This is a genomic window from Hoylesella buccalis ATCC 35310 (assembly GCF_025151385.1).
In the GTDB taxonomy this organism is placed as follows: Bacteria; Bacteroidota; Bacteroidia; order Bacteroidales; family Bacteroidaceae; genus Prevotella; species Prevotella buccalis.
The window spans coordinates 776,985-802,761 of the sequence record NZ_CP102287.1 but is presented as its reverse complement, the minus strand read 5'-3'; the positions used below and the strand labels follow the sequence as shown (position 1 = coordinate 802,761).

The window sequence follows — 25,777 nt, the reverse complement described above, 5'->3', positions numbered from 1 at the left end:
ACGTATTATATTGTTATTTGCGCTATCAATATCCAAATATCTCTTCGGTAGAAAGACGTTTGATGTTGCCAATTTTCTGTAGAGCCTCCATGTTTAAATTCTTCTCATCGCCCAGAATGACGTAACGATAGGGCTTGCGTGCCATGTGTTTTTGCTCGAAATTGACAATATCTTGCATGGTGATGGTAGGCAAGGCTTGATAGATTCTTTCGTTTTCATCATAATCAAGGCCTCTTTCTTTGGCATCCAAATAGGCTTGAAGTACACCACTGCGTGTGACGCGAAGGCTGGCCAGCTGCTTCGTCAAACCCTGTTTGGCTATGTCGAAAGCAGCTTTACTTTGCGGAATGGTGTCTAAAATATTGTTGAACACCTTGATGCAATCCATCATTTTGTCGTTTTGAGTGATAATATATGTTTGTGCATACTCAGGATGACCTCTCAACGGACTGTTGTTGTAAAATGCTGATGCGCTATAAGCCAACCCTCTTGCTTCACGCAACTCTTGGAAAACAACGGTGTTCATGCCACCGCCAAAGTATTCGTTGAATAGAGTTCCTACCGCTGCCTGCTTGGCATCAAAAGGTTTGTTCTCGTTGTGATACATCACCATGTAAATGTTTTTAGCATTGTATGGAGCAATGTACACTTCGTTTTGCGGTGTGGTTTGTTCTTGATAGTCTTTGTTTTTCAATGCAGGTTTTCTGTTCTTGGCAGGCTCATACAGCTTGTCAAGGCAGGCAGAAAGCTGTTGTGTTCTCGTTGGGCCGTAGTATAGCACAGATTGTTCGTATTGTTTGAGCGATCGAAACAAATCAACCAAATGCTGTGGCTGTAAGGCTTTCAGTTCTTGTTCGCTTACAATATTCCGCACTTGGTTGTACGGTCCATACATGGCATACCTTCTTAAAGCATTGAAATTTTTGCGTTGATCGTTCTTGTCGTCTTGCCTTGCTTTCAATGTTAATGCAACATATTGTTCGTACGCTTTTGCATCGGGTTTCGCATCGGTCATCAGTTCGTTGAGCAATTTTACCGCTTTGGGCATATTCTCATCCAATCCTGACAACAAAATGGCGATCTTGCGCGGATTGGCTATGATGTTGAAGCTGCAGGCCAGTTTGTAAAACTCGCGTTTGATGTCCTCTGCCGATTTCTTAGAGGTACCCAGGTAGCTGATGTAATCACACGCCACTGCATACTCTTTGTTAGCAGTTGTGCCGAAATCCCAATTGAAAACAAGGTTAAAAAGTCCGTCATCGCTGTTGTGTTTGTACACAATAGGTAGCTTCTTTTTAGTCTCAGTGAAGGTTAAGTCGCGCTTGAAATCAAGGAATTGCGGCTGTATGGGCGTGGCGTGTGCATTTTTTATGTCACGCAAAAATGCACTGCTCTCGTTGCGGTTGCTGGGGATAGGGGTGATTTGTGGCTTGTCTATCTTCTTTTGCGTCGTGTCTTCGCCTTGCTTCTTGTACACACAAACAAAGTTGTCTTTGAAGTGTTTGTTGGCAAAGGCCATGATGTCTTGTTTAGAAATCTTTGCCAATCTATCCAAACGATTGACCACATCTTCCCATCTCTGATTGTTAATGAAGGCATCGGTCAGCATAGAAACGCGCGAACGGTTTGACTGTAGCGATTTGTAATAATCGCGTTTGGTGTTGTTGATGATTGACGAGAGCAAGTCATCGGCAAATGCTCCCTGTTTTAGTTTGTCAACCTCGGCCAACAATAGCTGTTTGACCTCTTCCAAAGACTGTCCCTCTTTGGGTAATCCCTCCATGCAGAAAGAAGAATAATCGGCCAAGGCATTGACGAACGAACCGCTCTCTAAAACCTTCATGCTTTGATTGAGGTTCAAATCTAACAGCCCCGCATGCCCGTTGCTCAATATTTTATCCACCAAGGTAAGTGTGTCATTTTGCATGGATGCAGCACCATCGAACTTCCAGGCCAACAATACATTCTCTGCTTCCAATCCCACTACTGTGGTGTCTACACTGGCTTTCAGGTCGGCTTGCGGTGCGAAGGTAGGGTAGGATAGTGTCGGGTTCTTCTTCCATGCTCCGAAATATTTGTCCAAGATGGCTATCACTTCATCCGGATTCATGTCGCCTGCCATGCAGATAGCCACGTTGTTGGGCACATAGTAGCGTTTGAAATAGTTTTGGATGTTTACGATTGATGGATTTTTAAGATGAGCCTGTGTGCCGATAGTGGTTTGTGTGCCATAGGGATGTGTAGGAAACAATTTGGCATTGAGTGCGTTCCACTGCTTTCTTCCGTCGTTCGAAAGCCCGATGTTGAATTCTTCGTACACCGCTTCCAATTCGGTATGAAAGCCTCTGATCACCATATTTTGAAACCGGTCGGCTTGAATTTTAGCCCAATTTTCTACTTCATTGGCCGGAATGTTCTCTACATAACAGGTGATGTCGTTGCTGGTAAAAGCATTAGACCCTTCAGAACCGATGGCCGCCATCAGCTTGTCATATTCATTGGGAATGTTGTATTTGGCAGCCAACTGTGATATACTGTCAATTTCATGGTATGCCTGTTTACGTTCGGCAGCATCGGTCAGCAAGCGATATTTCTCATATCGCTGTGTGATGTCTTGCAGATAAGCAGCCTCTTTCTCTGCATTGGTGGTGCCAAACTGCTTGGTTCCCTTAAACATCAAGTGCTCTAAATAATGCGCCAACCCCGTAGTTTCAGCCGGATCGTTCCTACTTCCGGTCTTAACGGCAATGTAAGTTTGAATGCGAGGTTTCTCTTTGTTCACGCTAAGATAAACTTTCAGTCCGTTATCCAATGTGTAGATGCGGGCTTTCATGGGGTCACCCGTCACTGTTTGGTAATCGTATACTTTTGCATAAAGACTACTTTGAAACAGTATGAGCAGTAAGCTTGACCATATAAATCTTGTTCTCATTTTTATGATTGTTAATGACTTGTTAGTAATATCCAATTTTGTTAGGTTTTGTTTCAAGTGGCTGAACCTGATTTCAGTTCTCGTATTCAACCTCTCGATCCAGTTTTTCAATGAAGTTATCGAATAAATTTTGTTCTACGTCACCCATGGCAAACTCTTTCTCAGCATCTTTTCTAATCTCGGCTATCCATGCCCGACGCGCCTTGATGTAATCTGTACGAATGCGATCGGCATCCGCCAAGGTGATGGTGTCGAGTTGATAATAATTCTTAATGAGTTCGTATGTCCAAGCCCACTGGTACTCTCGATAGTGTTCGTTGATGTCGGTGAATCTTTGCAGCACATCATCTATTGTCTCGAGTTCGCCATTTTTAATGTCGTCTATCAATCGTTCTTCTTCTGAAACAGGCAGCAGCAGTCCGGCCAGGTCTGTCCATTTTCCAGTTCCAATCGTCGTAGTGGGCGGTGTAAGTGCCGGGTCTTTCTTCAAAACTCGCTTCAAAACCGCACCCATGTAGATGTGAAGTGCGATGTCATAGTATTTGATACCTTTTTTTAGCGAACTGGCATTGATGACATATTCATGATAATTGTAGGTTGAAACGTCATCACCCGAGGCTTCGCGCAGCTTCTCCAGAATCTTTTTTCCTTCCACAATTTCGCCTACAGAGAAGGGAGAAAGCCAATCGAAGTTTACGATACTCTTTTGTGAATGTTGCGGACGCAAATCTCTTTTCGGCCACTTGTTGATGTCTCTGTAAAGGCCAACGGTCGTAATGTTTCGTCCCGGCGACAAGTACATGATGTCACCATAGGCGATGAGGTAGGAGAACGGAAGGCTGCGCGTGTCAGGATGATACATCAATTTGCCGAAACATACAGAGAATGTGCCGATGTTCGCTGGCATCAGCAGATAGGCACCGCTGGCCGTTTTGCATCCACGTTGCAGCACGCCATAGTGCATCGGCCCCATTTTATACGCATGGTTGCTAAAGTTGGTGGCGGAACCAGCATTGTAGAATGAAAACATTCCGCCAATCAACAGGCTGCTCTTGTGATGACTGGATGAGAAAGGACCACAGAAGGCTGCACAAGCCTCGCCGTTGGCCATATAGCTGTTGGCGAAGAATATACTGGAAGATGCCGTAAAACCATTTGTTATCTGGCAGGTCTCACCCACAAAGCAATCTTGCATCTTTACACTATTGATGATGGAAGATCCGTGCGAGATGATGGAATTTTCGCAAATAACACCTGTGCCAATATATACGCTGGCGGCCTCTGAACTAAGAATCGTACAGTCGCTCAGACGTGATGCACCGTTGATTTCGCAATCATCAAAGATGATGGTGTTGGTGAGTTCTTTTGTGTTCACGATTTTCACACAATTGCCAATCCATGCTTGGTCCGATTCGTTTAAAGCCATGCTCTCCTTGATGAGACGGAGTATGGCGTCTTTGAGTGCCTTGTCTTGAAAATGTTGTACCATGAAGGCGGCAAACTGACTGTTTAATTCTCTGAACAACACTACGTTGCCATCGCCCACTTCATTTAATACTGAAATGGTGTTGCCTTCGCCATACGTGGCTCCCTCGGTAGTCTCGAGTGTGCAAATGTTTGAAATAAAACAACTGTCGCCAATTGTATAATTATTGATATAATTGCCAACGTTCTCTATCAGGTTGTTATCACCTACGGTTACGTTTCTCAATGTGGCGTTGATAATGCCCGAATGCTTGAAAAACCCCTTCGTTACCTCCAACATTTCTTCAAAGGCACCAAGACGATTCTCGCCATAGAATAGGACGCGACTCAAATACTTTGGACTGAATCCCTCGGCAACCATGACGGATGACCAGTCTTCTGCCCAACAGCCATGACTTTCTAATACATTAATCTCTTCGCTTGTTAATGGCCTGAACTCTTTCATTTATTTCAATTAATCAGTTGGATACAAGAAGTCGTTATACGGATATTTCTGCACATGCAACTGCCGCACGGCTTTGTACAACGTTTCCCTGAATTCGTCAATGTTTTGCTTTTGTTTTGCCGAAATGAAGACACAGTTTTCATTCAACTTAGCCATCCAGGTGCGTTTCAAGTCTTCTAACGAAAGGTTTTCTGGTGTAGGAGGTGTCAAGTCATCAGGAGCTTTCTCAACCCATCTGTATTGATCTATCTTGTTGAAGACGATCATGGTCGGCTTATCTGCTGCATCCAATTCCTTCAGTGTGTTGTCAACCACCCTGATTTGTTCTTCAAAGTCGGGATGCGAAATGTCTACGACATGCAACAGCAAATCGGCCTCGCGTACTTCGTCAAGGGTTGATTTGAACGAATCAACAAGGTCGGTGGGCAATTTCCGAATGAATCCCACCGTATCGGCCAGCAAAAAGGGAAGATTTTCAATCACTACTTTGCGTACCGTGGTGTCTAACGTGGCAAAAAGTTTGTTCTCTGCGAACACCTCACTCTTGGACAACAAGTTCATCAAGGTAGACTTACCCACGTTGGTATAACCCACCAAGGCCACGCGAATCAGTCTTCCACGGTTCTTGCGCTGTGTGGTTTTCTGTTTGTCAATCTCGATGAGCCGTTGCTTGAGCAGCGTGATGCGCTGTAAAATGATTCGACGGTCCATTTCAAGCTGCGTCTCACCCGGACCACGCAAGCCAACAGAGCCCTTTCCACCACCAGAACCTGAGCCGCCACCTTGCCGTTCCAAGTGGGTCCACAAGCGTTGCAGGCGAGGCAGCATGTATCGGTATTGCGCCAATTCAACCTGTGTCTTTGCATTGGCTGTCTGAGCCCGCATGGCAAAAATGTCGAGAATCAGAGAGGTTCGGTCTAAGATTTTGACCTGAAGCTCTTTCTCTATGTTTCTGATTTGCTTGGCAGAAAGCTCGTCATCGAAAATAACCATCCCAACAGGTCGGTCATTTTCTTTCTCGTTTTCTATATACTGCTTAATTTCTTCCAATTTGCCTTTACCCACATAACTCACCATGTTGGGCCCCCCCAGCTTCTGTGTGAATCTTTTGACGGTAACTGCGCCTGCGGTGTCTGCCAGAAATTCCAACTCATCCAGATATTCATTGGTCTTCTCCTCGTTCTGATCCTGTGTGATGAGACCTACGAGTATGGCTGTTTCGGCTTTTGCTTCTGATATGACAAATTCTTTCATTCGGTATATAAATATGGTGATTGCAAAGTTACAACAAAGCGATAGAACGACAAAATAAAAACATCTTTTTTGTTACGGTGGCTAATGCAACACAATGCCAGCTAATCTGCAATGTCAGGATTTCTTTGATGTTTGATGGACAGGGCGTAAAAACAAGAGGCTGATTGATTAAGAATTTTCTTGACAACGTCCTCTCTTATCCTTGGCATATTTACAAACTCTTTCCCTGAAGTTTGTAAATACGCCAAGGAATTTGCAATGTCTGCAAGTGCCAATAGTACAATGTGTTAGTTATATTTCGTTGCGTGATGCGAATATTTTTCATGCTATTTTTGATCAAAAGCATTGCTTTTAGACCATTATATGTATGCTTTTGTTGTTCAACAACATGCATATTGCTCCATCAAGTGATGCTTTTTGTCGAGTAAACTCAATGCTCTAACGTCATCAAGTCGATTGACAGGGTACCGAAATCGCTTGTTTGGCATCCTCTGTGCCTATCGATTTTTTCTAGAATGAAAGTTTACAAGGGTCGTTTTTTGCCCACTTCTTTGATAAATTATCTTACAAATTTGACGAAATGCGAGATGCTCTTTTTTTTATTTGAACAAAAATATGAAAACTCAAAATAGTGCGGATTTTGCGTTTCAAATAGCAGGCCATATGTTAACAAAACTATAAAAATGGATTGAAAACCTTTTTTTTAAGAAACGATGGCAGTCATTTCAATAAATTATGATAACTTTGTGTCATAAATAACCATATTCATCATGAAACCAAAAAAAATAGTATTAGCTTTATTTTTAAGTGCGCTGTCCTTTCAATCTGCGACAGCTAGTTCAGTAGCCGATTACAAAGTAGTTCCTATGCCGAGGGAGATTACCGCAACGGCTAAAAAGGATTTTATGTTGACCGCTGCCACTCCCATCGTTTATCCAGAGGGAAATGCAGATTTGAAGCGTAATGCCGAATTCCTGGCACAGTATATTCGCGAGGTCACTGGCATTCAGGTGTCAACTACCACGAGTAAATCTAAAAATGCCATCACCCTGTCATTAAACAAGAAAATTACGGAGGACGAGGGGTATGTCATTACAGTGACAAACAAAGGAATTACTGTTACAGGAAAGACACCTAATGGAATTTTCTATGGAATACAAACCCTGCGCAAGTCGTTGCCCACACAGAAAGACGCAGATCAAATCACTTTTCCGGGCGTTGTAATTAAAGATGCGCCTCGCTTTGGTTATCGGGGAGGCATGCTCGACTGTGGCCGTCATTTCTTCCCACTGGATTTTGTCAAGAAATACATAGATTTGTTGGCGCTTCACAACATGAATGTCTTCCACTGGCATCTGAGTGAAGACCAGGGTTGGCGTATAGAAATCAAGAAATATCCTAGGCTGACAGAAGTTGGATCAGTACGTTCTGAAACGGTCATTGGACATAATTCTGCTGTCTATGATGGCGTGCCTTATGGTGGTTTTTATACACAAGACCAAGCTCGTGAAATCGTTAAATATGCTGCGGACAGATATATTACGGTGATTCCAGAAATCGATATGCCCGGCCACATGCTTGCTGCGCTGGCATCTTATCCTGAACTGGGATGTACAGGTGGACCTTATAAAGTGTCAACGTCATGGGGCATTTTCGATGATGTGCTGTGTTTGGGTAACGAAAAGACCTATCAGTTCTGTCAGGATGTGCTGGGTGAGCTCATCGATATCTTCCCCTCTAAGTTGATTAACATAGGTGGTGACGAATCTCCACGTGTGCGTTGGGAGAAATGTCCCAAGTGTCAGAAGGTTATGAAAGACCACAATCTACCGGTGAAAAAGCTGCAAGGATATTTCACTAACCGCATAGAAAAGTTTGTCAACAGCAAAGGCAGAAGCATCATTGGATGGGACGAAATCCTGGACGGTGACATCAATCAGAGCGCTACCGTCATGAGTTGGCGTGGAGTAGCTCCTGGTATTAAAGCTGCCAAGAGAGGTCATGATGTTGTGATGTCACCAACCACCTATGCTTATTTTGACTATTATCAGACAGATAAACGGGCTTCGGAACCGCTTTTGATTGGAGGGAATCTCCCCATCGAAAAGACTTACAGCTTTGACCCCTTGCCAGACACCCTGTCGGTTGACGTGCGTAACCATATCATTGGTGTTCAAGCCAATCTGTGGACAGAGTACATCGCCTATCCTAATTTAGCAGAATATCAGTTGCTTCCACGCCTTGCTGCCATTTCTGAAATCCAATGGTCAGATAAGAAGAAAGATTTTCCGGAGTTTAAAGAGCGTCTTACAAGGTTCGTTAGATTCTATGACCTCTATGACTATGTATATGCAAAGCACCTTTGGAAGAAATAATCATTAATAAATTAATTGAAGATGAGAGTCATTATAGAAGAAAATTACGAGTCGCTGTCACGTTGGGCAGCCGAACATGTGATTGAACGTATTAACAAGTTCAACCCAACACCTGAGCATCCTTTCGTGTTAGGTTTGCCTACTGGTTCATCTCCAGAAGGCATGTATGCTCGCTTGGTTAAGGCTTGTAAAGAGGGTAGAGTGTCATTTAAAAACGTGTTGACCTTCAACATGGATGAGTATGTGGGGTTGCCAGAATCTCATCCCGAAAGCTATCATTCGTTCATGGCGCGGAATTTGTTTGACCATATCGACTGTCCAAAGGAAAACATTCATATTCTTAACGGCAACGCAGAGGATTTGGAGGCTGAATGTAAGGCATACGAAGAAAAGATTAAAGCTGCAGGTGGCATCGACTTGTTTATTGGAGGCATTGGCCCAGACGGTCATATTGCTTTCAATGAGCCATGCTCGTCTTTGACTTCCCGCACGCGAATCAAAACACTGACCAGCGATACGATCATCGCCAACAGTCGATTCTTTGACAACGACGTTAACAAAGTTCCAAAGCACGCATTGACAGTTGGTGTAGGAACCGTGATGGATGCGCAAGAAGTGATGATACTCTGTAACGGTCATCACAAGGCTCGCGCCTTACAAGCTGTGGTAGAAGGACCGGTTACCCACTATTGGACAATTAGTGTACTCCAGCAACATCCGCATGGAATCATCGTTTGTGATGAACCTGCGACCGACGAACTGAAAGTTGGAACGTATCGTTATTTTAAAGATATTGAAAAAGATAATATTTAATAACCCAAGGGGCGAGTAGTGTTTAAAAGCTACTAGCCCTTTTTTAATATATGTAAAAATATGAATCTAAATCTAAGTTCAGAAATTGTATTAACTAAAATTCCGGTTGAAATATACCGACCTAAAACGGCTATAGACCGTTCGGAGTTAACGCGTTACGAAAAAATACACACGAACATCTTTGCACAAGAGGAAGAGGGTGCTAAGCATGTGGCTGAAAGTATAGCCGCCATCATCAAGAGCAAGCAAAAAGAAGGCAAGTTCTGTGTACTTGGTTTGGGTACAGGTTTGTCGCTCACACCTATTTTCAAAGAGCTGATTAGCATGTACGAAGCTAAACAGTTGAGCTTTCACAATGTCGTTGTCTTCAATGCATACGAATATTTTCCACTCACATCCAAATCGCAAAACAGCAGTATCAGTCAGTTGTGTACACGCTTTTTAGATCACGTAGATATCGATAAGAAAAACATATTCACTCTAGACGGTAGCATTTCGCAAGACGATGTGCAGAATCATTGTCGCTTATACGAGGAACGTATCAACACCTTTGGCGGTATTGACGTGATGTTGATAGGTATTGGACGTAGTGGAAACATCGCCTGCAACGTGCCTGGCTCTACTGTTACCAGCAATTCGCGCATTATCTTAGTAGACAATGTGCTGCGACAAGAAATGGCCTTGAGCTTTGGAACGAACGAGCAAGTGCCTCCTTGTTCCATCACCATGGGTATTGCAACCTTGTTGAAAGCAAAGAAAATATTTCTTGCAGCGTGGAGTGAAGAAAAGGCTGAGGTTGTACAAAAAACCGTTGAGGGTGTGATTACCGATGCTCTTCCTGCCTCATTCTTGCAAACTCACAACAACGTTGAAGTGGTTATCGACCTGCCTGCCGCATCTCGTCTGACTCGTATCGTGCACCCTTGGCTGGTAAAATCGTGCCAATGGACCGATAAATTAGTGCGTTCAGCATTGGTATGGTTATGCCAGCTCACAGGAAAACCTATCTTGAAGTTGACGAATAAAGATTACAACGACCACGGCCTGAGCGAGTTGTTGGCGCTTTATGGTTCGGCTTACAATGCCAATATCAAGATTTTTAACGACTTACAGCATACCATTACTGGCTGGCCTGGTGGCAAACCCAATGCTGATGACACATACCGTCCGGAGCGTGCGAAACCATTTCCCAAACGAGTAATTGTCTTTTCTCCACATCCAGATGATGATGTAATCTCCATGGGTGGCACCTTACGCCGACTGGTTCAGCAGGGACACGACCTTCATGTGGCTTACGAAACCAGTGGAAATATTGCTGTAGGCGATGAAGAAGTAACGCGATTCATGCACTTCATCAACGGATTTAATCAGATATTCGATGGCGAGAAAGATAAGGTGATTAAACAAAAGTATAGTGAAATCAAGAAATTCTTAGCAAATAAGAAGGATGGCGACATCGACACCTTAGATGTACGAACTATCAAAGGGTTGATTCGGCGAGGCGAAGCACGCACAGCTTGTACATATAATGGCGTGCCATTAGACCATGTTCACTTCCTTGACTTGCCTTTCTACGAGTCGGGTAAGATTGAAAAACTGCCGATGACTGAAAAGGATGTCGAGATTGTGCGCCAACTCTTGCAAGAAGTTAAGCCTCATCAAATATATGTAGCAGGCGACTTGGCTGACCCACATGGTACTCATAAGAAATGTACTGATGCCGTGTTGGCTGCTCTTGAACTTGAAAAAGAAGATGGAGCAGAATGGCTGAAAGAATGTAGAGTGTGGATGTATCGTGGTGCTTGGGCTGAATGGGAAATTGAAAACATTGAGATGTGTGTACCCATGAGTCCAGAAGAGCTGCGTGCTAAGCGCAACAGCATCTTGAAACATCAGAGTCAAATGGAGAGTGCACCATTCCTTGGCAACGACGAACGTTTGTTCTGGCAGCGCTCTGAAGACCGCAATCATGCCACTGCAGCACTTTACGATAGTTTAGGATTGGCATGCTACGAAGCCATGGAGGCATTTGTAGAGTATAAAGTATAGGTAAAATTTTTTCATCTGTTTGAATGCAAGCAAATATCTTTTCCAGAAGAAAAGATATTTGCGACGCATAAAAGGCAGCTGGTCTAGATGAATGATTTACCCCAGTTAGAGGTAGGCTTTGAAAACATTTGAGTTGTTCCAACTCGTTTATAGCCATCCCTTTAGCTGGGGTAACTTATGCTTATGCTGACATATAGAAGAGTTAGTTCATGATGACGTTTGGAGGAAGGGTAATCTCTCCTGCTATCGATTGTTTCATCATTTGGCAGATAGTGTTATAGTCATCATATTGAGCCTGCAAAAACATCAGCTTAGCAATGGCTGCTTCAACAGTACTGTCGTAACCGCTGACAACACCAGCATTTTGTAATTGATACCCATTGTCATAACGCGACATCTCCACATTGCCCCATACGCACTGGCTAACATTGACGACAACGACGCCCCGTTCCGCAGCTTGACTAAGCAGATGGGTGAGCCATGGCGTCTGAGGCGCATTTCCGCTTCCGTAACTGCGCATCACAATGCCCCTCAAGTTGGGTACTTCAAGAATTTGTTGCACAATATCTTCCTGTAAACCGGGAAACAGTGACAAAGCCATTACATGAGGATCCAAGTGTGTATGGGGAACCATAGGTTTGTTGAAGTTGGGCTTCAAAATAAGATGCTCATGATAGGTGAAGTTCACGCCCGCATCACAGAGGTGTGGAAAGTTGAAAGAATCGAAGGCGTTGAATCCATCTGCATTTTGTTTCGTACTGCGATTGCCCCGCAACAGACGGCCATTGAAATAAATACACACCTCTGGAACAATGGCCGTTCCGTCTTCGTGATGAGCCGAAGCCAGTTCGATACTCGATATGAGATTTTCCTTTCCGTCTGTTCGCAACACCCCAATCGGCAACTGACTACCTGTCAGCACAACGGGCTTTGTGAGGTTTTCCAGCATGAATGATAGGGCAGAGGCGGTATAGGCCATGGTATCGGTTCCGTGCAGGATGACGAATCCGTCATACTGTTCATAGCGTTCGCTGATGATGGTCACCAACTTTGCCCACATGGTGGGTGTCATGTCACTCGAATCAATGGGCGGAGTGAACTGATAGACGTCAACCTCTGTTTGAATTAATTCAAACTCCGGCACGTTCTCAACCAAATGATGGAAGTCGAGAGGCTCCAAAGCACCAGTCTTGATGTTCTGCCCCATGCCGATGGTGCCACCGGTGTAGATTAGTAAAACCTTGTTTGTTCTTTTCATAGTAGATTTGTTTTAGACTCTGTCTTAGCGTTGCTCAAGCAGTACCACGTTCTCAACATGCGGCGTGTGAGGGAACATATCGACTGGCTGAACGGCCATGACCTTGTACTGTTCATCCAACATTTGCAGGTCGCGCGCCTGTGTTGCAGGATTACAACTAACGTATACAATACGTTGGGGAGCTGCTCCGAGAATGGTACGAACCACATCTGGGTGCATGCCGGCGCGTGGAGGGTCGGTGATAATGACATCAGGACGTCCATGTTCGGTAATGAATTCCTCGGTAAGAATGTCCTTCATATCGCCTGCGTAGAACAGGGTGTTGTGTATGTCGTTGGCTGCCGAATTGACTTTCGCATCCTTGATGGCATCTTCTACATATTCAATGCCGATGACTTCCCGGGCTTCTCTGGCTACGAAGTTGGCAATAGTGCCCGTTCCCGTGTATAGGTCGTAAACCAACTCTTTACCGGTAAGTTGGGCAAATTCGCGCGCCACGCTATAAAGATGGTAAGCCTGATTGGTATTAGTTTGGTAGAAACTCTTGACTGCCACTTTGAACTTTAGGTCGCCCATGGTTTCCGTGATATGATCTTTTCCTTTGAACACCACTACTGTTTGGTCGCCAAAGGTATCGTTACACTTTTGGTTGTCCACATAAAGTAGGGAAGTTATCTGTGGAAACGAGTCAGCCACATGCTGCAAAAGTCCATGTGCGCGTTGCTCGTCACCCTCTTCTTGGAACTTAAACTGAATCAGCACCATCCACTCACCTGTGTTCGCACTGCGTATCATGATGTCGCGCAGCAGTCCCGTTTGTGCTCTCAAGTCAAAGAAGCTGATGTTGTGGTCGATGGCATAGTCGCGAATGCAGTTTCTGATTTGATTGCAGAGGTCATCCATGAGCCAGCATTTCTCAATGGGATAGATTTTATCAAAGGCTCCTGTGATGTGAAAACCAATGGCATTCATGTGCTCGTATTTCACACCGCTTGTCACCTCTTCCCAGGTTAACCATCGTTTGTTGGAGCAACCAAACTCCAGTTTGTTGCGGTATTCATACGTCTTTTCCGACCCCATGATAGGTCTGAATTCGGGCAATTCTATCTTACCGATTCGCTCCAGTTGGTCGTGTACTTGCTTTTGTTTAGCCTTAAGTTGTTCTTCGTAGGGCAACATTTGCCACTTACATCCACCACAAATGCCAAAATGTTGGCACTTTGGTGTTTGTCGCACATCACTGTATTTGATGAAACGTACCACCTCTGCTTCACAATAGTGGTGCTTCTTTTTGCGCACCTGCAAATCTACCACATCTCCAGGAACTGCAAATGGCACAAATACAACCATGTCGTCTATGCGTGCCAAAGATTTTCCTTCGGCGGCAACGTCGGTTATCAGGATATTTTCTAAAAGGGGTAAGGGCTTCTTTTTTCTTGACATCTTGCTTGTTTTGGTTGGTAAAATTAAGCTAAAATCTGTAATTGTCCAAACAATTTGACAATATTTTCTTGAAGAACAATTGAACCGGCTAATCATCTCAAATTTCATGTTCGTATCAAGCCTGTCATCCACATCTTTTCAATAGCATGTAGATTGGCGTGTAAAGTCAATGAGTTTGACCTTGAAAAGCATTGACTTTGGAGGCCAAACTCAATGCTATTGGCAGTCATAAGAAATATAAAAACGGCAAGCACTACTGTCCACGAAAACCCTTTAACATTTCAAAAAGTAACAAATTGATAGTTACCCATCAAAATTGAGGCAGAGCTGCAGGTTTTTTCCTTCAGTAAATTCTTCCTCTTTCTGTTCAATGAGCAAGTCACACAATGGCATTTTTGTCAACAATGCCGTGCTTAAAATTCTTAGAACATCATAGGTTTGAAGCTTTAGCCCCATACATTCTTGTACGATAACGACAAGACAATATGCAATGATAGCTGCATAGATTTGTATTTTTACAGCATTCTCCGAGGTTCCATAAAACTCTTTGATGCGCAGATGTTGCTTCAGCCATTTGAAGAACAGTTCTACTCTCCATCTGTATTTGTAAAGCATAGCAACCTGTTCCGCTGTAATTTCAAAATTGTTCGTGTAAAATACAAATGTCCTATTACCATCATAGTCATAGAATACCACTCGTCGAAGTTTATTTGGATATTGCTTCTTAGTCTTGTATCCCTTGAAACGTATAATTTGGTCAGCCATAATTCCAGATGAAGGGTTGTTGTATTCTTTATCCTCTATGACCTCAAACGGCATTTTATGCTTCTCTCTCACGACAAAGTAAGCTTCTGCTCCTTCTATTATATAAAGTTTCCTAGTTGCCATATACGCTCTGTCAAATATATAGAAACTCTCTTTCTCATAGGGAATTAGCTCCATCACTTGAGAATCGTGAACTGAAGCGTCTGTAATGACAGAAAATGTCGGAATGTCTGTCTTCACGTCATACAGTTCATGCAATTTCACTCCTCCTTTCCCATGATGCAGTTTAGTCCACCAGTATACAGAAAGGCACAATGATATTGTTGAGGAGTCAAACGCATAGACATTGTTCGATATGAAGAAGTCCTTGACGACTCCTCGTTTCTCTCTTGCTATGGAAACCATCTTGTCTGCAAACTCTTGGAATATCTTGACTTCGCGTATTTCATTGGCCTTGCTCAAATTGCTTCTACTGACATTCTTTCCAAAACCAAGATGGTGGAACGCTGACTTGAACGGAGTGATGGTTACAATAAGGTCTCGTAATCCCTCACGATTAGACAACTGACCAAATAGAAGAACCATCAGATGATTCCAACAAGTGAAACTCTTCACATATTTATTACCTTCATACTTTTTTATCAACCATTTGAAATGGTCTGTCGGCAGAAAGTCGCACAGCTGTGAAAATACGTATCGACCTTTGTTCATAAGTATCTGCTTTCAAATTGTAATTTGTGGCAAAGATACTCTTTTCAAAAGTAGGGAGTCTATTTTATCTCCTACAAGCTTGTATTTATAGGCGTTTCAAGAGATTATTAAAAGATTTTCGTGGACAGTAGTGAACGGCAAGATATCATGCATCCTGCCGTTTGGTGTTAATAACTTTCTATGGTTTAGCTATATATGAATATCTGAAAAAGCTAAACTATAGCGTTATTTTTTGTTCTTTTCATAATAGGCTCTCATTTCCATCAAGGTAGCCCCCGATGTTTGTGAGGTAAGCTGTGTGGTTCCAATTGGAGCCAAAGCCCAGTTGGGTCCAAAGAGCATGACCTTCTTGTTGACACCCTTGCGCCACAACACTTCTGCGTTGTTGTCCAAGAATGTGGTGAATTTCTTGGCATAAGCAGCATTCAAATTGGGTTCCAAAACCAACTGTGTGAAGTATCTCATAAAGATACCTTTGAACAAACCGCCATCGCCTTCGCCCTCGTTGCGCAATATATTATTGCCAATATCAATCATCGAGGCATTGCTGATGCAGTAATAAGCCGCTTTGCGGGCATCGTTCAAGTAAATGTCGTCGCCAGTGAGCTTGTACAACTCGTATGCAGCACCCACGAACGTTCCTTGATTGTAGGTCAAGGTCATGGTGTTCAGTTCGCCTGTTTTTGTGTTCAGGTTGTCATAAACGGCACCTGTAGCTTGATTGAAGAGGGTTTGTTTTTCCCACTCGTAGATTTTTCTTGCCCAGTTTAAATCATTTTCATCCTTTGTTGTCCAGTATAACCGAGCTGCCAAAATGGCTGCTGGGCCGTTAGAGCAAGCATTCTTGCTGTGTTGATTCTTCTTTCGTTCCCAGGCGATGCCACCTTCTCCCAGCTCGTTCCATCCGCCTTTGATCCAGGTCCAAAGCTCCTTTGTGGCGTCGAGATATTTGGTATCTTTCGTCGCTTCGTAGAGGCGTAGCATGGTGAGTGCAATCCATTCGGAATCATCATAAAAGTCGTTTAGATAATTACGTCCGGGATTGGAGAAGTTTGCAGCTTTGATACCTTCGAACCATTGGTCGAACAATTGTGAATACTTGGCGTCTTTCGTACGCAGATAGGCGTCGATGACCGCATCCATGGCATGCGCTTGTGGCCAGTAATTATTATCGTGACCGAGCTCAAAGCGGTCGGCGTGATATACAAAATAATGATTTTTCTGATCCCAGAAATGCTTGATGAGCGATGACGTTGCACTGTCGGCAGCTGCGTTCCAATCAATAGTATATTGATCACGCCCATAGGTATATTCATCTTCGATGTCAGAACATGACTGCCAGGTTGATGCTCCTAACACGAACAGGAATAGATATAGAAATGTTTTTTTCATTTTATGCTTATTTATTATCAATGAGTGGGGTAGAGGAAGGGCCTGTCAGCTTGTGCAGTTGGCTGGTTGAATGTCAACCAATGTAATAGCTCGTCCTCTACCTCTTTCCATTATTTTGCTATCTCTACAGTGTGACGGTATGCACCATCGCCATTAAGGTAGAATGTAAACTTTGACTTGTTACCAGTCTTCTCCGTGTCAAATTTGTTTTGAAGCTTCCACTTCTGATCCCATTGTGAAGGTCTGTATTCCTTCATTTCGTAGTATGAATCAGCCTCGGCGTCTCCAGGAGCACTATCAAGTCCGGCGTTGGTAGGACCCCAATGGACAGTAGACCGTACGCCATCTTTCTCGAGCACCATTTCAAATTTGTAACGTTGATCACGTCCCCAACCTTCTTGTTTGAACGGTGTAGCCCCCGAACCGATCCATGTTCCGTTGCCTTGGTATGCTAGAGGTATGGTTACAGTATTCTTAGGACTGAAGAAGAAGCCTACACTCTCTACCTTTGAAAGCTTAGCTGTTGCGATGGAGAAATCGAGATTGATGCGATACACACCCGTTTCGGCTACTGTAGCCGTACCCAATGTAGCATTGCTCTCTTTCAGAGTAGCGCCATCAATGAAGAATTTTCGGGGTTCATCTTTCTTGTTGTCAATAAAATAATAGGGTTTACCAGCTTCCAATTTGGTGAAAATCTCGAATTCACCACTCTTCGGTGCCGAGAATGCCAATGCCTTGTTCACGTCGTTGTGGCCTTCAGAACCTTCGCCGGTGATGAACAGTTGCGTAGGAATTTCTGCAAAACCTAACAGACGAGTGATCTTAATGGTGCGCACTTTTGTACTGGTTACCTGATTGATGCCACGTGATGATACAACCGTCCACTTCAAGGTTCCGGTCTCACCACTTCCCAATCCGGCCAACGATGCAATCTTATCAAGGTTCTTATGACTGATGGTTGCATAATTACGAGAGCCGTTGTTGTCAGAAGTAATGCGGTAAACAGGCGTTGAGAAATCGCCATCCTCTTTGGCGAACAATACTTCGTACAGTGGTGTGTTACCGTCTTCGGCCAAGGCGGAAGACCATTCAAAGAAGGTTGTTGCCGTTTCAGAAGCTTTCAGTTGTACGGTCTGTCCGTCTTTTGGCGACATGAGTTGTTTGACAGCTGTAACGTTTACATCTTTATACTCCATGTCTTCTGTGCATGACGTGCCAAGAAAAAGGGCACTGATCATAAGCAGGGATGAAAATATTTTTGTTTTCATAATTTTGTATGTATTATCTTTATTCTTGTTATTAGTTAGCATATCCGGGGTTGTTTGGCTTCAAGTTTGGATTGATGTCCATCTGTGACTGAGGCACTGACCATAGGTAGTCACGCGCATCGAGGAACTGATAATTGTCCAAACGAATGTAGGTGTTGTTGGTTCCGTATCTGGCACCATGCATGTAGCCATTGAGATATTCGGTTCCGGCCTTCCATCGTTTGATATCAAACCATCTTAAACCTTCTAAAGCAAGCTCTGAACGACGTTCTACGCGCAGCGTCTGGCGCATTTCTTCCTGTGACTGTTCTGCTGGGAAGTTAAGAGCTTTTGGCTTTGTGAAGCCGGCACGTTCGCGGATGGGACGAATAGTTTTGTTCCAAACCTCGGCAGTCATCTTTCCTTGTTCGTTCATGGCTTCTGCATACATCAAGAGTACGTCGGCATAACGCATGGTAATGATGTTTAAACCTGAGGCCATACCTGCTTCATGATGCTTGTCGTAGTATTTTCGAACATAGTAGCCTGTTGCCGAAGAGTTGCCCGTGAGCCCTTTATATCCATCGGGGGTGTTCTTCTTCGGATTGGTGTAGATAATCTCACCAACAGAGCCATCCTTGATATTTCCACTCCAATCGTACCCATCGTAGATAACGGTTCCGGTGAGACGAGGGTCGCGATTGACATAAGGACGAGCCTCGTTGTAGGTTTTAGAACTGCTGATAGGATCTCCATCGAGTGTAATGAAGTTGTCTACTAGTTCCTGTGTTGGAGCCGTAGAGATAACGCGAGCATCTTTAGAGAGTGGAGCCATATCGTTCATCTCACCCCAAGTGCGGGTAGAGGGAACATAAGCACAGTCCATAATGACCTCCGCATTGTATTCGTTCTCACTTTCAAACAATCCGCTGAAGTTAGGGAACAATTTGTAAGTTCCATGACTTCCATCCATAATTTGTCCGGTATACTTTTCTACATTGGCCCAGTCGTTGTCATAAAGGTAGACACGTGCTTGGAGCATCAATGCGGCAGCCTGGGTGATTTTGCCATTTTCCTCTGCAGAAAGTTGGTCACGGGTGGGCAAATACTGCAAGATGTCGTCCAGTTCTTGATGAATGAATTCGATGACCTTTGCACGTGGTGTTCGACTAATCGTATTCGCTTCTTCCAGCGTGATGTCTTTGGTGAAAAATGGAATGTCACCATAGAAATTAGTTAGACGGAAGAAGAGTGACGCACGGATGAATCGGGCTTGTGCCTTCATGTTGTTCTTCACTGCTTCCGGTGCATCCAAATTATCGATGTTTTCCAAGATGACATGTGTGGTCTTGATACCGCCATAGAGATTACTCCACTCGTTGGCAAAGATAGATGTGGCTGGGTCAGCGATACCATTGCGAATGGTTCGTTGGTCAGTGAATCCACGTCCTTGGAACACATTGTCGCTCAAAGCTTCGTCTTGCCACATTTTTCCGGCACTGTACAACTGGTTGTATGCCATATTGAGCATGTACTGTGCCTTGTCAATGGATGTCCAGAAGGATTTGTTTGTGTAGCTGTTCGTTGGCTCGTTGTCCATTCCGTTGCAACCAGCCAGTATGAATACAGCTATAAAGCATGTTATCAAATATTTTATTTTCTTCATTTTCGTTCCTCCAAATTAGAATTCAATGTCTAAACCAAAACCATAATACTTCAGCGTAGGGTAGTTGCGCCCACTATTGGCACCGCCATTTCTCATCTGGTTGTTGAACTCAGAAGACTCTGGGTCGATGAATGAACAGCTACTGAACGTAAACAGGTTTTGCCCAGTGACATACACTCTTAGTTTCTGCATTGACATCTTATCTGTCCAAGCCTTAGGCAATGTGTAACCCAGTGTGATGTTTTTCAAACGAAGGTAGGCGCCATTGAGCAAGTACATGTCTGATCCCAAACGGAAATTATTGGCTGTAGAGGTAGATCCCGGTGCGCTCAACCGAGGATATTTTGCATCTGTATGGGTTGGAGTCCAATAATCCAGCTGATGTTTGAAAATCACATACGAGTAATTAGAGTGGAAGGGTTCGAGCAATTCTCCACGTACAACCATGTCACGCTTGCCTACACCTTGTGCAAAAAGGCTGAAATCGAATCCTTTCCAGGCAACAGCGTAGTTGAAACCGAAGGTGTAGCGTGGAAATGCATTACCCAGTATGAACCGGTCTTTAGGGTCGATGATGCCATCGTTGTTGCGGTCTACATATTTATTGTCACCGGGCTGAACGGTTAAACCCACGGGTAGGGCAGAGGCTTCTATCTCTTCATAACTTTTGAAGAAACCGTCAGTGCGATATCCATAATATGAGCCCAAAGGTACACCTACACGCTTAAGAATATAAATCTCGTCGGCCTGTGTAATTTGTTCTTCATTAGGAAACTTTTCCAACTTATTGAAGTTGTCTCCAATATTTGCCATGAAGTTATGAACGAAATCACCTGACTGCAATCGATAGTTCAGTGCCAGCTCCCATCCGCGGTTGCTAACCTCACCAAGATTATCCATATTTTGGACGGTTCCGTATACAGAAGGAACAACCGGCTTCATTAAGATGTCAACTGTACGCTTGTTGAAGTAATCGAAAGAAACCGTCAAGTTGTTTTTGAAGAATGTGGCATCAAAACCTATATTGAAGGTTCTTGTCCGTTCCCATTTCAGCTTATCGGTACCAAGCACAAAGCCCGCTCCGGTTACTTCTTTGTTGTTATAAGCATAGGTGTTGTTGAACATGTTGTAAATGGTGTATCGGTCATAAATTCCGATGGTTTGGTTTCCTAGGACACCATAAGACCCTCGAATCTTCAAGTCGCCCACATGCTCTTGATAGCTCTTCATCCATTGTTCATCAGAGATTCTCCATCCCAAGGATAGTGATGGGAAAAATCCCCAACGATAGTCTTTGGCGAACTTGGAAGAGCCGTCGTATCTGAAGTTAATCTCAGCATAATAACGTTCCCGATAGTTATAAGCCAGGCGACCCAATACGGATGTAATACTGGTTCTTCTCATATCTTCCGGGAAGACATGAGAACCATTACTGGTTGTAATCTCTGCCTTGTCACTGGCAGATGTACCCAGATCGGCATTGGCATAGTCTATTCTGACCTGGTTTCCGCGACCTGTCTCCGACTCATTGGTAACACCCAACAAACCACTTACATTGTTGTCACCGAAACTTTTGTTATAATCGAGCAACAACTGCGTGTTGATCATGTACGAATCATAATTCCAGTTTTCGGTATAGTTCTTATCATTACCGTAACGCGATGGCTTCTCCTGGTCGGCACTATAATAATAAGGTACCCTCAATGTGCGGGTATAACGCGATTGTCCGGCAACGTCAACGCCAAAAACGCCACGTAGCTTCAATCCGTCAATGATTTTATATTCGGCATTAAGGTTGGCTACAAAATCGTTATTGCGGTATTTGTTGGTTCCTCCAGCCTCAAGGTTACCCAATGGAGTAAACTCGGTGAGGTAGCTGTTGAGCAAATATTTTCCATTAGATTTCAGCTGATTATAATAATAAGGAGGAACACGCGTAGCATCAATTTCCAAGCTTCCACCGGTAGTCGACACGCTATTGTTGCGCGTAAAGGCCAGCAAGGCCTGAATCTTGAAGCGTCCAACTTCGGTCGTAATGTTCGAACGTAAGTTATAGCGTTGTATGCCAAAAGCATCATTCCCAACATAGTTGCTTTCCTGATCGTAGTAACCCAGACTTACCATGTAAGTGGTTTTCTGACTACCACCTGAAACACTTAAGTTATGGCTCTGTTGCAAGGCTGTACGGAAGATTTGATTCATGAACCAGTTTTCCTCATCTCTGTGTTCGTATAGGTCACGAATCTGTTCAGGAGTGAACTCTGGTGTCATGCCCGAGTTGGTCAATGCCAGATTCTTTAGCGTTGCATTTTGGTAACCTTTTACAGGCGTAAACAGAATATCAGGGTCTTCCCATCCCACTGCGGTGTTCAATCGAACACGCGTAGGCTCATTAACTCGTCCCTTCTTAGTGGTTACCAGGATGACACCATTGGATGAACGAGATCCATAGATGGCAGCGGCACCTGCATCTTTTAAGATGGAGATGTTCTCAATGTCATTAGGGTTCAGGTCATTCAAGCTGCCTTCATTGGTCACCAATCCATCGATAACAATCAGGGGAGAGTTACTGTTGGTGGTGCTGATACCGCGCACGTTCAGGTTGGTGTTCTCCCCATTGGGGTTATAGCTCTTACGTTGAATGATTAAGTTGGGCGCAGCACCTTGCAAAGCTTGTGTGACATTAGCCACAGGCTTGTTTTCTAAGATGTCGCTTTTCACCTGGTCAACCGCACCCGTAATGCTGCGTCTTGTGGTAGTGCCATAACCAATGACCACCACTTCATCCAATACTTTTTGGTCTTCTTTTAGGGTGATTTGTAGATTCTTACGTCCTTGAATGTTGATTTCCTGATCTACGTACCCTACATAGGATATTTGCAACTTGCCCTGTGAAGGTGCATTGATTTGGAAATTACCATCGATATCGCTCACGGCACCCTCATTACTGCCTACCACCTTGATGGTAGCCCCGATAATGGGTTCGCCGTTCACATCGACAATTGTTCCTTTTACAAGCTGATTGTTGTCTTGTTGCTTATCACTGATGGTTAGTGACTGCCGTGTTTCGTTCTTTAGAACAGCCTTATCAATGGTGTTCTTCCCCTGTCCTGTATTCACCGTTGCATACGCACTGGGAGAGATAGAGAACAGCGAAACACACAAGCACAAGTACAGCTTACTGCCTTGTTTGCTTTTCATTTGTTTACTTTTAAATTAAAATTGTTAGACTTATTTTATTGTTATGCTTTTGACAACACAGTTTTGAAGTTGATTAGAAATCAATTTCCAGTTTAGTTCGTCATCTAGTTTATGCATTTAGTAATAGCTTTTCTAAAGTCATTTTTCACAAATGTCTTAGAATAGTAGGATGCAAAATTAAGATAAAAAGTTGGTAAACAGAAATAAATAGCTGACTTTAAGCTCAAATTCCAGCGACTTTTCTCAAACAAAGCGCAGACAGGCATTCATAGCCAGTAAGCGATAGACATGTTGTCGAAGATTTCATGCGAACGCTTTTCATTCGTGGGCTGAATGAAAAAGCAATTAGTAGTTATGATGAATTTTCTTGACAACGAACATCTTATTCTTTGGCGTATTTGCAAACAAACAAACTTACGATTGCAAATACGGCAAATATGAGCGATTTGTTTATGTATCTGTTAATCAACGAGTTGTTGCTAAAACAAAGATTTTCTGATCTGTTTTTCAAACTGTTTAAGCTTAAAAACATTGTTTTTAGCGCGCAATTAACAAGCATTTGCCATCCAAAAGCATGTTACATGACTGATTAAGTGTTGCCTTTTATCGAATAAGCTCATTGCTTTTGTGCAATGAAATCGATTTTTAGGAAAAATAATGAATGATGTGCTTCCTGCAAGCCTATTGATTTTTTCTAGATTGAAAGTTTTTAAGTGCCGTTTTTGAGCTATTTTTTGATAAAAAAAGCGGACATTGATTTGTGCAGTATTCTATTAATAATGTTCGGCAGTGATGTAGTAAAAACAAATTTGAATAGAAATATAAAGTACTTGTTGGTTCAGTTATTCTTGGTTGATACGTTCCATCTATAAGGTAGGTTGATAGATCATATCATAAGTACTTAAGTTAAACGAGTGAAATTAATTTAGCATATAAATCATTCTGCAGTAAGAGTTGTTGAAGATGAAGTTTACATCTTGCAGACTGACTTATATGCTAAATTAATTTTAGAAAGGGTAATATCCTAATTTACATCATCCACAGCAGAACAGAACAATCAGCTGAGCTGTGAAGATTCGGAGGAACATGCTTAACGGATAAACAGTGGAATAACCCGTTGATGGTGCGTCATGCGAACAAACTTGATTGGCGTATGCCAGCGCAGGTGGATCGGTATATGTACCTGCTATCATGCCCATAATGGTGAAATAGTTGAATTTATACTTCAAACGGGCAATGGTGCCGACAATAAGAATGGGAATGACGGTGATCAGAATACCTGTGTAGACGTACTTCAATCCGTCACCTTGAATAACTGTGTTAACAAATCCATCTCCGGCTTTGATACCCACACTGGCTAAAAAAAGAACCAAACCAATCTCACGCAGCATCATGTTAGCCGATGTTGTGGTATAAGTCACAAGCTTCATTCTATAGCCATAGCGCCCAATCAAGATAGCGATGATCAACGGACCGCCTGCAAGACCCAGTTTCATGGGGACAGGCATGCCAGGAATGGCAATGGGGAAACTACCAAACAGGATTCCTATAAAGATACCAATGAAGATGGTTGCAATGTTAGGTGCGTTGAGTCGTCGCATGGAGTTGCCCATCATGCGTTCTACGCGATTGACGTTTTCTTCATGTCCTACCATCATGATGCGGTCGCCTACGTGCAGGTGAAGGTCGTGACTGGCAAACAAGTCGATGCCCTGACGCGTGATTCTCGTGATGTTAACACCGTAAATACTGGAGAAATGCATCTTGCCCAGTACCTTTCCATTCATCGACGGATTCGTAATGACTACTCGTTTAGAAATCATAGGTTGTTTCTTTTCTTCTTCAACCCAAGGCAACTCTGCAACATGTCCAAAGCTCTTGATGACCTCAGCGTCTGACTCAGCACAAACGATGAGCATCTCGTCGCCTTTGTGCACCACGGTTTCACCATTTGGTATCTGGATGATGTCATCGTGTTTCAGTCTCGAACAGATGAATTCTCGATTCAGGAATTCTGAAATCTCGTGCAACGATCGTCCCTCGATGTAGGTGTTGTCCACGCTAAGACGAATTTGGCACGGCTTGACAGACGTGTTGTCTTCTTCTGTTTGCATCAGTTTGTCTTCTTCTTCATTCAAGTTAATTTTGCAAATGAAGCGTATGGCAATGGTTGCAGCGATGATACCCAACACGCCAAGTGGATAAGCGCAGGCATAACCACTGGCTATTTGTGGAACGTTACCATTTGTAAAAACGGAGGTAAGCGCCTCGTTAGCAGCTCCCAATCCAGGTGTATTGGTTACAGCGCCATAAAGCGTTCCTACCATCATGGGCAGATTGGTCACATCAGAGGTGTCGAAAAAGATGAAATAACAGGCAAACATCACGGCGATGTTGAGCAAAACAGCCGTTGTGGTAAGCATGTTGAGGGTGACACCGCCACGTTTGAAACTTTCAAAAAAGCCAGGACCTACTTGTAATCCGATACAGAAAACGAATAGAATCAGACCAAAATCCTGAATGAATGTCAGCAGACTGACAGGTGCGGTGAATCCAATGTGTCCCGCAACAATGCCGGCAAAGAGCACGAAGGTAACGCCTAAAGAGATGCCACCTATCTTAACTTTTCCCAATAAAACGCCAACAGCGATGACACTTGCGTAGAGTAAAACAATGTGCGCAACTGACTCGTTGTTGGTAAACAATTCAATTATCCAGTCCATGTCTGTGGTTTTATA

General features: G+C 43.5%; 14 protein-coding genes. 3 read left to right on the top strand and 11 right to left on the bottom strand.

The window, feature by feature from the left end:
• Nucleotides 1-25: 25 nt before the first annotated feature.
• The 3 genes from NQ518_RS03450 to hflX all read right to left on the bottom strand — a co-directional run bounded on the left by NQ518_RS03450 (nt 26) and on the right by hflX (nt 6,116).
• Complete coding sequence (locus tag NQ518_RS03450) at nt 26-2,932, bottom strand: M16 family metallopeptidase (RefSeq protein WP_227205164.1); 2,907 nt, start codon at nt 2,930-2,932, stop codon at nt 26-28.
• Nucleotides 2,933-3,005: 73 nt separating this feature from the next.
• Nucleotides 3,006-4,862: a DUF4954 family protein gene (locus NQ518_RS03445; protein WP_227205161.1), complete on the bottom strand. Its 1,857-nt coding sequence runs from the start codon at nt 4,860-4,862 to the stop codon at nt 3,006-3,008.
• Nucleotides 4,863-4,871: 9 nt separating this feature from the next.
• Complete coding sequence (gene hflX, locus NQ518_RS03440; protein ID WP_227205159.1) at nt 4,872-6,116, bottom strand: GTPase HflX; 1,245 nt, start codon at nt 6,114-6,116, stop codon at nt 4,872-4,874.
• 770 nt (nt 6,117-6,886) lie between these two features.
• Here hflX and NQ518_RS03435 point away from each other — a divergent pair.
• From NQ518_RS03435 to NQ518_RS03425, 3 genes are read left to right on the top strand one after another with little or no spacing between them, the layout of a single operon-like run.
• The gene (locus NQ518_RS03435; protein WP_227205157.1) at nt 6,887-8,491 is read left to right on the top strand and encodes a beta-N-acetylhexosaminidase; all 1,605 of its coding nucleotides are present in this window, start codon (nt 6,887-6,889) and stop codon (nt 8,489-8,491) included.
• A 21-nt stretch (nt 8,492-8,512) separates the two neighbouring features.
• Nucleotides 8,513-9,304, top strand: a complete 792-nt coding sequence (nagB, locus tag NQ518_RS03430) for a glucosamine-6-phosphate deaminase (RefSeq protein ID WP_227205155.1) — start codon at nt 8,513-8,515, stop codon at nt 9,302-9,304.
• A gap of 60 nt (nt 9,305-9,364) precedes the next feature.
• Entirely contained in the window at nt 9,365-11,353 is a 1,989-nt protein-coding gene (locus NQ518_RS03425) for a glucosamine-6-phosphate deaminase (protein WP_227960874.1), read from the top strand.
• Nucleotides 11,354-11,555: 202 nt separating this feature from the next.
• Here NQ518_RS03425 and NQ518_RS03420 read toward each other — a convergent pair whose 3' ends face one another.
• The 8 genes from NQ518_RS03420 to NQ518_RS03385 all read right to left on the bottom strand — a co-directional run bounded on the left by NQ518_RS03420 (nt 11,556) and on the right by NQ518_RS03385 (nt 25,762).
• Complete coding sequence (locus NQ518_RS03420) at nt 11,556-12,611, bottom strand: asparaginase (RefSeq protein WP_227960875.1); 1,056 nt, start codon at nt 12,609-12,611, stop codon at nt 11,556-11,558.
• 24 nt (nt 12,612-12,635) lie between these two features.
• A complete protein-coding gene (gene rlmD, locus NQ518_RS03415) occupies nt 12,636-14,054 on the bottom strand; it encodes a 23S rRNA (uracil(1939)-C(5))-methyltransferase RlmD (protein ID WP_227960877.1) in 1,419 nt (472 codons plus the stop codon).
• A gap of 303 nt (nt 14,055-14,357) precedes the next feature.
• A complete protein-coding gene (locus NQ518_RS03410) occupies nt 14,358-15,530 on the bottom strand; it encodes an IS4 family transposase (RefSeq protein WP_227208630.1) in 1,173 nt (390 codons plus the stop codon).
• Nucleotides 15,531-15,755: 225 nt separating this feature from the next.
• Nucleotides 15,756-16,922, bottom strand: coding sequence for a glycoside hydrolase family 76 protein (locus NQ518_RS03405; RefSeq protein ID WP_227960879.1), 1,167 nt, complete (start codon nt 16,920-16,922; stop codon nt 15,756-15,758).
• A 110-nt stretch (nt 16,923-17,032) separates the two neighbouring features.
• On the bottom strand, nt 17,033-18,193 hold the full coding sequence (locus NQ518_RS03400; RefSeq protein ID WP_227960881.1) for a SusE domain-containing protein: 1,161 nt from the start codon (nt 18,191-18,193) through the stop codon (nt 17,033-17,035).
• 31 nt (nt 18,194-18,224) lie between these two features.
• On the bottom strand, nt 18,225-19,838 hold the full coding sequence (locus tag NQ518_RS03395; protein ID WP_227960883.1) for a RagB/SusD family nutrient uptake outer membrane protein: 1,614 nt from the start codon (nt 19,836-19,838) through the stop codon (nt 18,225-18,227).
• 15 nt (nt 19,839-19,853) lie between these two features.
• Nucleotides 19,854-23,039 carry a SusC/RagA family TonB-linked outer membrane protein gene (locus NQ518_RS03390; protein WP_227960885.1) on the bottom strand — a complete coding sequence of 1,062 codons (3,186 nt, stop codon included), beginning with the start codon at nt 23,037-23,039 and terminating at the stop codon, nt 19,854-19,856.
• Between the two features lie 1,034 nt (nt 23,040-24,073).
• Nucleotides 24,074-25,762, bottom strand: coding sequence for a putative transporter (locus tag NQ518_RS03385; RefSeq protein ID WP_227205142.1), 1,689 nt, complete (start codon nt 25,760-25,762; stop codon nt 24,074-24,076).
• Between the last annotated feature and the right edge of the window lie 15 nt (nt 25,763-25,777).